The 13,068-nt window shown below is 58.7% G+C and carries 9 protein-coding genes; 5 read left to right on the top strand and 4 right to left on the bottom strand.

The window, feature by feature from the left end:
- Positions 1-40: 40 nt before the first annotated feature.
- Positions 41-1,630, top strand: coding sequence for a peptide chain release factor 3 (locus LB462_RS11895; RefSeq protein ID WP_224508075.1), 1,590 nt, complete (start codon positions 41-43; stop codon positions 1,628-1,630).
- A gap of 7 nt (positions 1,631-1,637) precedes the next feature.
- On the opposite strand, the gene LB462_RS11890 is transcribed toward LB462_RS11895, so the two are convergent.
- Positions 1,638-3,623, bottom strand: coding sequence for a long-chain-fatty-acid--CoA ligase (locus LB462_RS11890; protein WP_370637124.1), 1,986 nt, complete (start codon positions 3,621-3,623; stop codon positions 1,638-1,640).
- 399 nt (positions 3,624-4,022) lie between these two features.
- Here LB462_RS11890 and LB462_RS11885 point away from each other — a divergent pair, with 399 nt between their 5' ends.
- The gene (locus tag LB462_RS11885) at positions 4,023-5,657 is read left to right on the top strand and encodes a Na+/H+ antiporter (RefSeq protein WP_224508073.1); all 1,635 of its coding nucleotides are present in this window, start codon (positions 4,023-4,025) and stop codon (positions 5,655-5,657) included.
- Between the two features lie 276 nt (positions 5,658-5,933).
- On the opposite strand, the gene LB462_RS11880 is transcribed toward LB462_RS11885, so the two are convergent.
- The 3 genes from LB462_RS11880 to LB462_RS11870 all read right to left on the bottom strand — a co-directional run bounded on the left by LB462_RS11880 (position 5,934) and on the right by LB462_RS11870 (position 9,282).
- Complete coding sequence (locus tag LB462_RS11880; protein ID WP_224508072.1) at positions 5,934-6,851, bottom strand: MBL fold metallo-hydrolase; 918 nt, start codon at positions 6,849-6,851, stop codon at positions 5,934-5,936.
- Between the two features lie 261 nt (positions 6,852-7,112).
- Positions 7,113-8,726, bottom strand: a complete 1,614-nt coding sequence (locus tag LB462_RS11875) for a GMC family oxidoreductase (RefSeq protein WP_224508070.1) — start codon at positions 8,724-8,726, stop codon at positions 7,113-7,115.
- A 112-nt stretch (positions 8,727-8,838) separates the two neighbouring features.
- A complete protein-coding gene (locus tag LB462_RS11870) occupies positions 8,839-9,282 on the bottom strand; it encodes an SRPBCC family protein (protein WP_224508068.1) in 444 nt (147 codons plus the stop codon).
- A gap of 197 nt (positions 9,283-9,479) precedes the next feature.
- Here LB462_RS11870 and pgi point away from each other — a divergent pair, with 197 nt between their 5' ends.
- Genes pgi through LB462_RS11855 form a run of 3 tightly spaced genes read left to right on the top strand, consistent with a single transcriptional unit; the run spans position 9,480 to position 12,998 of the window.
- On the top strand, positions 9,480-11,132 hold the full coding sequence (pgi, locus tag LB462_RS11865) for a glucose-6-phosphate isomerase (RefSeq protein WP_224508066.1): 1,653 nt from the start codon (positions 9,480-9,482) through the stop codon (positions 11,130-11,132).
- 34 nt (positions 11,133-11,166) lie between these two features.
- Positions 11,167-12,219, top strand: a complete 1,053-nt coding sequence (locus LB462_RS11860; RefSeq protein WP_224508255.1) for a M14 family metallopeptidase — start codon at positions 11,167-11,169, stop codon at positions 12,217-12,219.
- The gene (locus tag LB462_RS11855; RefSeq protein ID WP_224508063.1) at positions 12,219-12,998 is read left to right on the top strand and encodes an HAD family hydrolase; all 780 of its coding nucleotides are present in this window, start codon (positions 12,219-12,221) and stop codon (positions 12,996-12,998) included. The genes LB462_RS11860 and LB462_RS11855 overlap by 1 nt, the downstream gene beginning before the upstream one ends.
- Positions 12,999-13,068: the final 70 nt, after the last annotated feature.

Below are 13,068 nucleotides of genomic sequence, written 5' to 3'. Positions count from 1 at the left end.
AGAAGGCGCGCAACCTTTCCTTCATCGAGTTTGAGCTTCCATGTCTTCTGCCGACCATCCCGTTTCCAAGCGCCGTACCTTTGCGATCATCGCACACCCTGACGCCGGTAAAACCACACTGACCGAAAAGCTGCTGCTGTTCGGCGGAGCGATCCAGCTCGCGGGTGAGGTCAAGGCCAAGAAGGACCGTATCCAGACACGCTCCGACTGGATGAATATCGAGCGTGATCGCGGTATTTCGGTGGTCACTTCGGTCATGACGTTCGAGTATAGGGATTGCATCTTCAATCTGCTTGATACGCCTGGTCACGAGGACTTCGCCGATGACACCTACCGCACGCTGACTGCCGTCGACAGCGCGGTCATGGTTATCGATGCCGCCAAGGGTATCGAAGCGCGTACGCTCAAGCTCTTCGAAGTTTGCCGCATGCGCGATATTCCAATCGTTACTTTCATCAACAAGATGGACCGCGAAAGCCGCGACCCTTACGAAATTCTCGACGAGATCGAGCAGAAACTTGCGCTGGACACCGCGCCAATCACCTGGCCCATTGGCCGCGCCAAGAGCTTTGCCGGAACCTATAATCTGCAGAACAACACGGTGCGCCGACGCGACGAGGAAGAGGTGCCGACGCCGGTCAATGGTCCTGAATCCTCCGCTGCATCCGGTCTTTTGCCTGAGAACGAGCGCCAAGCCTGGATCGACGAGGTCACTCTGGCGCGGGACGCCTGCAATCCATTCGATCTGCAGGCTTTCCAGGAGGGTCATCTTACTCCTGTGTATTTCGGTTCTGCGCTGCGCAACTACGGCGTGCGTGATCTGATTGAAGCCTTCTGCGACTATGGCCCGAGCCCGCGTGCGCAGGATGCCGATACGCGCAAGGTCGAGGCAACCGAAGACAAGATGACCGGCTTCGTCTTCAAGATTCAGGCAAACATGGATCCCAACCATCGCGACCGCATCGCTTTTCTGCGGGTCTGCTCTGGGAAACTGTCGCGCGGCATGAAAGCCAAGCTGGTGCGCACCGGTAAACCGATGAGCTTGTCTGCGCCGCAGTTCTTCTTCGCGCGCAGCCGCCAGATCGCCGATGAGGCGTGGGCCGGCGATGTGGTGGGTATTCCCAATCATGGAACGCTGCGTATCGGTGACACGCTGACGGAGGGCGAGGACCTTCTGTTCCGCGGCGTGCCCAACTTTGCGCCGGAAATCTTGCGCCGCGTGCGTCTCGATGATGCGATGAAGGCGAAGAAGCTGCGCGAGGCTTTGCAGCAGATGGCGGAGGAGGGCGTGGTCCAGCTCTTCCTGCCGGATGACGGCTCGCCCGCTATCGTCGGCGTTGTCGGCGCCCTGCAGATCGACGTTCTGACCGAGCGGCTGAAGGTGGAATATACGCTCCCGGTCGGCTTTGAACCCGCCCGCTTTACTGTCGCGCGCTGGATTTCCGCGGATGATCCGGCAGAGCTGCAGCGTTTTATCAATTCACATCGTGCCGATATCGCACATGATCTCGACAATGATCCGGTGTTTCTAGCTCAGAATACGTTTTCACTGTCTTACGAAGCGGAGCGCTGGAAGGCGATCCGCTTCGCCGCGATCAAGGATTATCAGGTTCGCGACAAGGCGGCGTAGCCCCCGATCAATCCCGTAGTTCGCGCCGCAATATCTTGCCGACATTGCTCTTCGGCAACTCATCGCGAAACTCCACGATTCGCGGGCGTTTATAGTTGGTCAGCCGTTCGGCACAGAAGGCTTTCACGGCCTCCTCGGTCAACGCCGGATCCTTGCGGACGATAAAGAGTTTGACGATCTCTCCCGAATGCTCGTTCGGCACGCCGATAGCCGCCGCTTCGCGTATGCCAACGTGCTCCATCGCCACTTCCTCGATCTCGTTCGGATAGACATTGAAGCCCGAGACCAGGATCATGTCCTTCTTGCGGTCAACGATCTTGGTGTAGCCACGTTCATCCATGTAGCCCATATCGCCGGAACGGAAAAAGCCGTCGGATGTCATCGCCTTCTCGGTTTCGTCCGGGCGGTTCCAGTAGCCTGCCATGACCTGCGGACCGCGGATGCAGATCTCGCCGACTTCCATTAACGGAACCTCCTTGCCTTCATCGTCGCGGATGGAGAAATCCGTCGAGGGGAGCGGCAGTCCAATCGTCCCAGAGAATTCGGTTGCATCGAGTCGGTTTGCCGAAGCCACCGGGGAAGTCTCCGACAGGCCATAGCCTTCTGTGATCAGGCAGCCCGTTACTTCCTTCCATCGCTCGGCTACCGGCTTCTGCACCGCCATGCCACCGCCAAGCGATAGGATCATTTCCTTGAAGTCGAGCTTGCGGAATTCTTCATTATTGAGAAGGCCGTTGAACAGCGTGTTTAGCCCCGGGAAAATGTGGAACTTGTGCTTCTGCAGCTCTTTGACAAAGCCGGGAATATCGCGGGGATTTGGAATGAGCACGTTCAGCGCACCTTGATCGATGCCCATCATTGCGTTCACTGTCAGAGCGAAAATGTGATAAAGCGGCAGCGCGCAAATGTAGACGATGTCCTTCGGGCGCCCTTTCACGCGAAATCCGACATCGCACCACAGTCGCATTTGTGCGACATTGGAAACGATATTGCTGTGTGTAAGGATTGCGCCTTTGGAAATGCCTGTGGTGCCACCGGTATATTGCAGGAAGGCAACGTCAGCTCCGGTCACTTCGACGGTTTTCAGCTTCTGAGCTGCACCTTGAGCGAGTGCTGTTTTGAATGGCGTATGGCCCGGCAAAGACCACGGGGGCACCATCTTCTTGACGCGCCGCACGACGAGATTCACGAGATGACCCTTCAGGCCCAGCATATCGCCCATCGCTGCTACGATCACGTGCTGAACAGGCGTTTTGGTGACAACTTTTGCCAGCGTTGAGGCAAAATTTTCCAGAATAATAATTACCTTGGCACCGCTGTCCTTCAACTGGTGTTCGAGCTCGCGCGGCGTATAAAGCGGATTGATATTGACGACCGTCAGGCCCGCCCGAAGGATCGCAGCGATCATGACCGGGTATTGCAAGATATTGGGCATCATGACGGCGACGCGATCGCCCTTGACCAGTCCGCGCGATTGTAGCCATGCGGCCATGGCGCGCGAATGACGATTGAGATCGGCATAGGTCATGCTCTTGCCCATGCAGCTGAATGCGGGTTGGTCGGCATATTGCTTGTAAGCCCTCGCAAGCAAATCGCCGACCGACTCATATTGCGATGCAGAGATCTCCGCCGGAACACCTTCCGGATAGGATTTCACCCACTCGCGCGGCGTAGGCTTGGCGCTTGCCACCTTGGCAGTCCCGGCTTTTGGCTTTGCCACCGATTTTGCCTTGGCAGGCGTTGCTTTCGGTTTTGCAGCGGCTTCCGCAACAACAGATTTTGTTGGGACAGCTGCTGCCTTGGACGCGCGGGCGGTTCTCGTTTTCGCTGGGACTTTTGCCGGAGTGTCGCTAGCTGCCTTGACAGTCGCCGCTTTTCCCTTGGCCGCAACTTTGGCCTTGGCAGGCATTGCCTTTGCCGCGACGTCAGCCAGCGCTTGGGCAGGCGCCTTTGAAGCGCTTGCGGGTTTTGGTCTCGGAGGCGCTTTTACCAAATTGTCCGTCGCGGCCTTCCTGACATTACCGGTTTGCTTTTTCAAAGCTGGCGCGGCGGTTTTCACCACTTTATCAACTGGCGCTTTTGCCGTCGCGTTCTTGGTTGCTTTTGCCGGTGTTGTCTCTTTCGCCACATTAACCTCCCAGTTGATTTCCTTGACGCCTGCGCGCAGTTCTCCAAACCCGCATGCATGCTACTTAACAACGCTATCTATTGCGAGAGGCAGGTTGCTTGCAAGTATTTACATTGACGTAAACGTAAAATGATGTGCCTCGTCTTTCAGCGAAATCGTGCAATTCATCCCTTCGGCACTATCTGGGCACAAAGTCGCCAAGGTTCGGCTCGACAAAGCACCCGCACTTCCTCCATCCTGTTCCCGATCAAAACTGGATTTTCCGTGGAAACAATAACCATTGTCCTGCTGATGCTCCTGGCCGTGGTGGTCAGCGATTCCATCATCCGGGTCCTTCCCCTTCCAGTGCCGCTGCCGCTGGTGCAGATCGGCCTCGGAGCGGCGATCGCCTCGGTGACGAATATTCGCGTCCAGCTTGATCCGGACATCTTCTTCCTGCTGTTTCTGCCGCCTTTGCTGTTCCTTGATGGCTGGCGCATTCCCAAGGAAGGTCTCTTCCGCGACAAGGGCATCATTCTCGAAATGGCGCTCGGGCTTGTTATTTTTACGGTTATCGGCGTGGGCTTCTTAGTCCACTGGATGATCCCGTCCGTGCCCTTGCCGGTCGCCTTTGCGCTCGCCGCGATCCTTTCGCCGACCGACCCGATCGCTGTTTCCGCCATTGCGGCACGCGTGCCAATTCCCTCGCGCATGATGCATGTTCTCGAAGGCGAATCGCTCCTGAACGATGCGTCCGGCCTCGTCTGCATGCGCTTTGCAGTTGCCGCCATGCTCACCGGTGCGTTTTCGCTGCAGGCAGCATTTCTGACATTTCTCTGGCTCGCCTTTGCGGGAATTGTAATCGGTGTTGGTGTCACCCTTGGCGTCACAAGGGGCAAGGCATTCCTGACCCGGCATCTTGGTGAAGAGAGTGGCTCGCAGATTCTTATCAGCCTGCTCATTCCTTTCGGTGCCTATCTGCTGGCAGAACATGTGCATGCCTCCGGCATTCTTGCAGCCGTCGCCGCCGGCATCACCATGAGCTACGCCGAGAACACCGGCCAGTCTCTGGCTCTGACAAGGGTAAGACGCACCGCCGTCTGGGACACGGCACAATTTGCTGCCAACGGCGCCATTTTCGTGCTTCTGGGCGAGCAGCTTCCAGGCATATTTTCGGGTGCGGTCGACAACGTCCATCACGTGGGGAGGGCGAGTTACTGGTGGCTGCCGGTCTATGTGGTGGTTATCTATGCGTCGCTGGTCGCGCTTCGCTTTGCGTGGGTCTGGGTCTCGTGGCGCTTCGCCTTTCGCCGGTCTTCCAAAAATGGACAGCCTGTCGTAAGGCCAAATTGGCAGCTCGTCGCCGCCATGTCCTTTGCCGGGGTTCGCGGCGCCATCACCCTGGCCGGCATCCTGACGCTGCCGCTATTCCTCAATGATGGGAGCTTGTTTCCCGCCCGTGATCTTGTGATATTCTTGGCCGCCGGCGTCATCATCCTGTCCCTCATCATGGCAAGCATCTGTCTTCCGCGCGTGCTCAAGAATATCGACCTGCCGGTCGAAGATTCCCACCAGCGGGAGGAGGACTACGCCCGTATTGCCGCCGCGGAAGCCGCGATCATGGCCATCGAAAAGGCCCAACACGAACTCGCATCCGGCCGTGCCGACGCCGATGCTTTCACCGATGTGGCCACGCAGATCATGGAGCTCTATCGCAAGCGCATCGACGGGCGCATGCATCTTGGTGAGGAACGCGAACAGGCGGCACGAAGCGAGGAAATCGGAAAACAGCTGCACATTACCGCGCTGAAGGCAGAGCGGCAGGAAATCTACCGTCTGGTGCGGGCGCGGCGGCTGGAAAGCACCGTCGCCAGCAAAATGGTGCGCGATATAGATTTGCTCGAGGCAAGATATAGCTGACTAGGGTCAGGACTCATTAACATGATCGAAATGGCGCCTGAAACGGCAAGAAGATGCGAGGAGAACTGGGAAGGGCGGGGTCTTTCCCCCGGCCGAGCGGTTCGACACTGCAGCTTACAGCCGTTTGGGCGTCCGGAGGATAGGGTCCATTTGCTCCTCGTAGCCGCGCAAATGGCCTCCTACCATTTCGACCAGATTAACGGGTCCTGACCCTAGGGCGCGGGCTCACTAACCCTATGAGGACGCGCCCTAGTGCGGCTCCTAACCCAACAAGGGTCAGTAGTCCCAGAATATCGGTACCCAACGAAAGGTATCGCCGTCGGTCGCTACATGGCCGATGGATGGGAACGGCAGGTGAGTGGCCACCAGCAGCTCGCCGGTCGCCGACAGCTCCTTCAAAAGACGGACGCGGACGCGGGCCGCTTCCTCGGGGTCATGTTCGAAGCCGTTGAACCAGTCGGGATGTTCGAACCCGACCGCGAACACGGCGTCGCCGGCGAACATCAGCCGGTCGTTGCCGGATGCGAGGCGCACCACGCTGTGTCCGGGGGTGTGACCGCCGGTGCGGGTGACGACCACCCCCGGCGCAACCTCGTACTCCTCCTCGAACGTCTGCAGATTGCTGCGGTACTCTTCCGCAAACCGCTTGGCGGCGGCCCGAAGCGCGTCCGGGAACCCCTCCGGCATGGAGACGTGGGAGAAATCGGGGTGCGTCCAGAACTTGACTTCGGCGGCTGCAACGTGGATCCGCAAGTCCTTACGCAGTTGGTCCTTCACCCCGTCGACGAGCAGCATGCCAATGTGGTCCATGTGCATGTGGGTAAGCACCACGTCGGTCACGGACCCAAGATCGATGCCGGCGGCCTTTAGTCGATGGGCCAGTTGCCCGGCCCGTGGCAAATTCAAGTTCGGGTCGTCCCCCAGCCCGGCGTCGATGAGGATGGTCTTGCCGCCGCTTCGAACCACGACCACGTTCAGCCCCCAGTCGAGCTTATCCGTCGGCAGGAAATTGTAGTTGAGCCAAGCCGCCCGGTCGGCCGCATCGGCGTTGTGGCCCAACATCTTGCCTGGCAACGGAAGCACCCCGTCGCTGATCACCATGACGTCGATCTCGCCGATCTTCAACGCGTAGCGCGACGGAACCAACTCGTCGGGGGCCGATCTAGCGGGATGTGAAGTGTGTTGTAGGTTCATGTTTGCCTCCTGTGTTTGCTGACCGCCGCCTTACACACGGCATCGACGAAGCTACGTTGAGGCGTGTTCGCGGTAAATTGGGGTCGAGGGGTAGGGCGAGCTATACCACGGTATAGGTCCTGCCATTCAAGTTGCGGGGCGTCGAATAACCGGAGTGGACGCCCGCGACAGCGCCGCGGCAACAGTTTTCGAATGGCTATCGTTGGAACGGTATGTCGGCGGCGCCGGAAGCGTTTTCGACTTCGAGCGTGCTATTCAGTGCTAGTCACTGTCTTCCAGAACAAGTTCTGCTCCCTTGGCACCTACCATCATGGCAGCGGCGTTGGTATTGCCGGAAATGATATTGGGAAATACCGAGCAGTCGATGATGCGTAGTCCCTCTACGCCGTGAACCCGCAAACGCGGATCGACCACCGATTGCGCTGCATCCGGGCCCATGCGGCAGGTGGAGACGGGATGGTAGACCGTGCCACTGCGCCGCCGGAAATCCGTGATCAATTCTTCATCGCGCTGGCAGGCTGGACCCGGCAGCAATTCCTCCACGATCAGCTTGGACATTATCGGCGTTGCGGCGATCTTGCGCAGGAATTTCACCGCGTCGAGCATCTCTGCCACGTCATGGTCAGTGGAGAACGCGTTCGGCACGATGCGCGGCTGCTCCAGCGGGTTGCTTGAGCGAATGTGGATCGACCCCGTGCTTGTCGGACGACAATTTGAAAGCCCGATGGAAAAGCCTGGCCATGGGTCGGGCGTCAGGATCGGCCGTTCGCCGTTTTTGGGGACCAGCGTTGAAAAAGCCTGGAAATAGAGCTGCATGTTGGCGCGCTTGCGCGATGGATCGCTGCGAAAAAAGCCGCCGCCCTGATTCATGCTGATTGATAGGGGTCCGCTCCGCAGCAGCAGGTATTCCATGCCCGCAAGCGCCTTTCCCCACCATGGCCGCAACACCTGGTTGAGCGATGGAACATTGGCCCGGTAGGTGTAGTTGATGCCAAGGTGGTCCTGCAGATTTTCGCCCACCTGGGCGTTGTCATGCACCACAGGAATGCCAAGATCGCGTAGACGCGTGGCATCGCCGATACCCGACAGCTCCAGAAGTTGTGGCGTATTGATCGTACCGCCGCAGAGTATGACCTCGCGGCCGGCCATTGCAGTTTCGCTCTTGCCGTGGCGGGTGAATTCGACACCAGAGGCACGTTTCCCATCGAAAAGAATGCGCGTCACCATCGCTTGCGTGATGACGGTGACATTGCGCCGCCTCATCGCAGGTCGCAAGAAAGCCCGAGCGGCGGACATCCGCCTTCCGCCTTTCGTCGTCAATTGAAAAGGCCCGACGCCTTCCTGGCGCGCGCCATTGAAATCGGGGTTATAGGCAAGTCCGGCCTCCTGCGCCGCCTTGATCAGCTGGTTGGCAAGCGGGTGAAACAGCTTTGAGCAGTCGCTGACGTGTAGTGGCCCGCCCTTGCCAAGGTTCTGTGCTGGCCCGTCATGATCCTCAAGCGAGCGGAATACCGGAAGAACATCGTCATAGCCCCAGCCCGGATTGCCCCTGTCGCGCCACTCGTCAAAGTCTTCGGGTGCGCCGCGAACATAGACCATGGCATTGATCGAACTCGATCCACCGAGCACTTTACCGCGGGGCCAGTAGTCGGCATTGCCGTCAAGTCCGGGATCGGGTTCCGCGCGGTACATCCAGTTGACGGATTTGTCGTAAAACGTCTTGCCATAGCCGAGCGGCATGGTCACGAAGAAGCGCCGGTCCGAGCCGCCAGCTTCCAGCACCAGCACGGAATGTCGTCCACTTGCTGAAAGACGCTCCGCGACGACCGATCCAGCCGATCCAGATCCGACAATGACAAAATCAAAGGAGCGCATGCATGCCATTCCAAATGCGTTAGTGCATGCGTTCACGATATCCGGCTTCGACTCCCTAAACCCAAACGGCTTTCCGCCATGGCTTATGGAAATTGCGACAGATGGTCCTTTACTAGGTCCCGCTCACCGCTGCGTTGAAGTTCTCGAAGAACTGCGTGGCGAGTTTCTTGGAGGTCGAGGCAATCAACCGGCTGCCGAGTTGGGCGATCTTGCCACCGACATCCGCGTTGACCACATAGGCCAGAACGGTCTCGCTACCTTCCTCGATCAGCGTGACATCGGCTCCGCCCTTGGCAAATCCGGCAACTCCGCCCTTGCCTTCGCCGGAGATCGTATAGGAGGAGGGCGGATTGAGATTCGTCAGCTGCACCTTGCCGTTGAAACGTGCCTTGACCGGACCGATTTTGACGCCGACGGTGGCTTCGAGCTCCGTATCCGAGATTTTCTCGAGGCTTTCGCATCCGGGTATGCACGCCTTCAATATTTCCGGATCGTTCAAGGCTTTCCAGACGGTGTCGCGCGATGCGGCAATACGTTCTTCTCCGGTCAAGTCCATGCTCAGCCCTCCCTTTTGAAGCAAATTAGAATACTATTCAGGCAAATAGAAGCGCTTGAAGCGCCGCAGTTCCGCCAGCATTTGCGGCACAGACTTGCCGTATCATGGAAAGACGGAGATTCTTCCTCCGGTTGATTGAACTAAAACGATTCCGGTGGCAGTTTGCCCACCATCAAGCGTGATTTCAGGAGACAGACATGGCGTCAGGACAAGCGAACGACCTCAAGCGGCAGGTGTTGGCATTGAAAGCACATTGGAAAAAGGGCGCGCCGAAGGATATGCGCGCGACCTTTGCCGATGACCCGAAGCGCTTCTCCCGCTATTCGCTCCAGCTCGACGATCTGCTGCTCGACTGGTCGAAATGCCTTGTAGACGACGAAGCGCTGTCGCTGCTCGGCGATCTCGCCAAGGTAGCCAAGGTAGAAGAACGCCGCGATGCAATGTTTGCCGGCAGACCAATAAACAATACGGAGGGCCGGGCAGTCCTGCACATAGCCCTGCGCAACCGGTCCGGCAAGCCGATCAAGGTCGATGGCGAAGATGTCATGCCCGGTGTCAAGGAGGTGCTCGATCGTATGGCGGCATTCGCCGACGGTCTGCGTTCCGGCGAAATCAAGGGTGCAAAGAACAAGCCGATCACTGACATCGTCAATATAGGCATCGGCGGTTCCGATCTCGGCCCGGCCATGGCCACACTCGCCATGTCGCCCTACCATGACGGGCCGAGAGCCCATTTCGTCTCCAATATCGATGGCGCTCATATCGCCGATACGCTTGCCGGTCTCGATCCGGCAACAACGTTGATCATCATCGCCTCGAAAACCTTCACCACCATCGAGACCATGACCAACGCCAAGGCAGCGCGCAAATGGATCGCCGATGCGCTGGGCGAGAAGGCCGTCGGCAAGCACTTCGCCGCTGTTTCCACCGCGCTCGACAAGGTGGACGCCTTTGGTATCCCTGCAGACCGTATTTTCGGTTTCTGGGATTGGGTTGGCGGCCGCTATTCCATCTGGTCGGCGATCGGTCTTCCACTGATGATCGCCATCGGACCGGAAAATTTCGGCCGCTTCCTCGATGGCGCCCATGCCATGGACGAGCACTTCCGCAAAACTCCGCTGAAGAAAAACCTGCCGATGATGCTGGGTCTGATCGGCTACTGGCACCGCGCGATTTCCGGCTATACCAGCCGCGCCGTGATCCCTTACGACCAGCGGCTGGCTCGTTTGCCAGCATATTTGCAGCAACTCGACATGGAATCGAATGGCAAAGGCGTTACAGTCGATGGCAAACCGGTTACCGGGCCGACCGGACCCGTCGTCTGGGGCGAGCCCGGAACAAACGGCCAGCATGCGTTCTTCCAGCTTCTGCATCAGGGTACCGATACAATTCCTGTAGAATTCATTGTTGCAGCCAAGGGCCATGAGCCGCAGCTCGACAACCAGCACGAAATGCTGCTCGCAAATTGCCTCGCCCAATCCGAAGCACTCATGCGCGGCCGCACACTGGACGAAGCCAAGGCACAGCTGGCGGCAAAGAACCTGCCCAAATCCGAGGTGAACCGCATCGCGCCGCACAGGGTTTTCACCGGCAACCGGCCGTCGATTACCATCATCCACGACATTCTCGATCCCTATACGCTCGGACGTCTGATTGCCCTTTACGAGCACCGCGTGTTCGTCGAGGCGCAGCTTTACGGCATCAACGCTTTCGATCAGTGGGGCGTCGAGCTTGGCAAGGAACTGGCGACGGAACTTCTGCCGGTAGTCTCCGGCGAGGTAAAGCCAAAGGACAAGGACGCTTCCACGCAAGGTCTTGTCGCGCACCTGCGCAAGCGCCGCGGCAAATAGAGCTAAAGTCACACGAAATAATCGGAAAAGAATGATGAAGACGGAAAAGATCACGCTGGCCGGCGATGTGCCGGGCAACAGCATTGAACTGCGCGTCCTGCGCTTTGAGGGCGGGAACAACGAAGCCATCAACGCCTATCTGCAGTCGTCGCTGCATGGTTCGGAACTGCCGGGCCAGGCGGCATTGCATTTCCTCATTCCGATGCTCGAGAGGGCCGAGAGCGATGGCCGCGTCGCTGGCAATATCACCGTCGTTCCACAGGCCAATCCGATCGGCTCGGCGCAATGGCAGGCGCATCAGCATCTCGGCCGTTTCGACTATTTTTCCGGTGTCAATTTCAACCGTTCTTTCCCGCTGCTCGCATCGTTCGATACCACTGGACTCCCCGCTATAGATGCGCCGAAATCTCTGGCGGAGCGGTTGAAGGCGCAGCTCCTGCGTCTGGCGTTGCCGCACCAAATCGTGCTCGACCTGCACTGCGACGACGAGAGCGAGAACTACCTTTATATCCATCAAGCTTTCTTGCCGGAAATGTACGATCTTGCTTCCGCGCTCGGTTCGACCGCCATCCTTTCATGGGATAGCACGGCCGATGCCGCCTTCGAGGAGGCGTGTGCGCATCCGGCCTTGCATCTGTCAGAGCAAGAACGAAAGGCCCGCGCGGTCACCACCGTCGAGTTTCGCGGCCTGAACGATGTCGATTTCGAAACCGGCAGAGCCGATGCCGAGGGTCTTTACAAATTCCTTGTGCATCGCGGTGTGATCATCGACGACAGCGTCAAGTTGTCGGTCGATTTTAATGGCCCGGTGACGCCACTCGAAAATGTCGAGATGATCCGCGCGCCGCAGGGCGGGATGGTCCTGTTCCACGTCGATATCGGCGATGAGGTGCAAGCGGGTGCCAAGCTCGTGACGGTCGTGACTGTCCCGGGTGATCCAAGCGGCGACATCACGCTGACCGCACCGCAGGCAGGGCGGGTTCTCACGCGCCGTAGCCACCGTTATACCCGTCGCGGCGATGATCTGTTGAAACTCCTCGGCGGCAAGCGTTCGGAAAACGCCCGACCGGGATCACTGGAAGCCTGATGCCAACCGAGCAATCGACAAAGATCCGCGGCATCCTGTTCGACAAGGATGGCACGCTCGTCGATTTCAACCGCACCTGGTTCGGAATCACCATGGAACTGGCGCACAAGGCAGCCGATGGTGACGAGGCACGGGCGCGGGCACTGGTCGAAGCGGGCGGTTATGATTGGGAGATGGAAAAGTTTCGCGGCGGTTCGGTCATCGCCGCGGGAACTGTCAACGACATTGTCGATCTGTGGCATCCCGAATTGACGCTTGAGGAAAAGCGCGAGCGCATCACGGCCTACAACGCCTATGCGGTGCAGGAAGGCTCGCGCCGTGCTATCGGCATCGAAGGGTTGCACGCGACGCTGGAAGCGCTGGTGGCACAAGGGTTTGTCCTTGGCATCGCGACCAACGACTCGGAAGCCGGCGCGCGAGCAACGGCGGAAGCGCTCGGCCTGACCGCATTGTTCAGCGTGATTATCGGTTATGATTCCGTGGCGCGCGCCAAGCCGCATGCGGACCAGCTGCATCTATTTGCGGTCAGGACGGGCCTCGAGCCAAATTCTATCGCCATGGTCGGCGACAATGCCCACGATCTGGAGATGGCCCATGCAGCCGGAGCCGGCCTTGCCATCGGCGTCCTGTCCGGCAACAGCACGCTGGATGACCTTGCGCATCTCAGCGACGCCATTCTGGGTTCCATCGCAGAACTGCCGCAGTTTCTGGAAAAGCGTGCTGAAACAAGACCCCTCCCCGTCGCTGCGCTCCGTCCCTCCCCACAAGGGGGAGGGTAGGTGGCGCCCGTCAGGTGATGGAGGCTTGCAGGAATAGTGCTGTTACCCTCCCCCTTGTGGGGAGGGAAGC

It is taken from the genome of Phyllobacterium chamaecytisi (genome assembly GCF_020164455.1).
GTDB lineage: Bacteria > Pseudomonadota > Alphaproteobacteria > Rhizobiales > Rhizobiaceae > Phyllobacterium > Phyllobacterium chamaecytisi.
This window is presented reverse-complemented; position numbering and strand designations above follow the sequence as displayed.

What these genes read in the sequence shown, in the direction of transcription:
- LB462_RS11870 (WP_224508068.1), bottom strand. Translation starts at nt 9,282, where the DNA reads ATGGACTTGACCGGAGAAGAACGTATTGCCGCATCGCGCGACACCGTC.
- LB462_RS11880 (WP_224508072.1), bottom strand. Translation starts at nt 6,851, where the DNA reads ATGAACCTACAACACACTTCACATCCCGCTAGATCGGCCCCCGACGAG.
- LB462_RS11855 (WP_224508063.1), top strand. Translation starts at nt 12,219, where the DNA reads ATGCCAACCGAGCAATCGACAAAGATCCGCGGCATCCTGTTCGACAAG.
- LB462_RS11875 (WP_224508070.1), bottom strand. Translation starts at nt 8,726, where the DNA reads ATGCGCTCCTTTGATTTTGTCATTGTCGGATCTGGATCGGCTGGATCG.
- LB462_RS11895 (WP_224508075.1), top strand. Translation starts at nt 41, where the DNA reads ATGTCTTCTGCCGACCATCCCGTTTCCAAGCGCCGTACCTTTGCGATC.
- LB462_RS11860 (WP_224508255.1), top strand. Translation starts at nt 11,167, where the DNA reads ATGAAGACGGAAAAGATCACGCTGGCCGGCGATGTGCCGGGCAACAGC.
- pgi (WP_224508066.1), top strand. Translation starts at nt 9,480, where the DNA reads ATGGCGTCAGGACAAGCGAACGACCTCAAGCGGCAGGTGTTGGCATTG.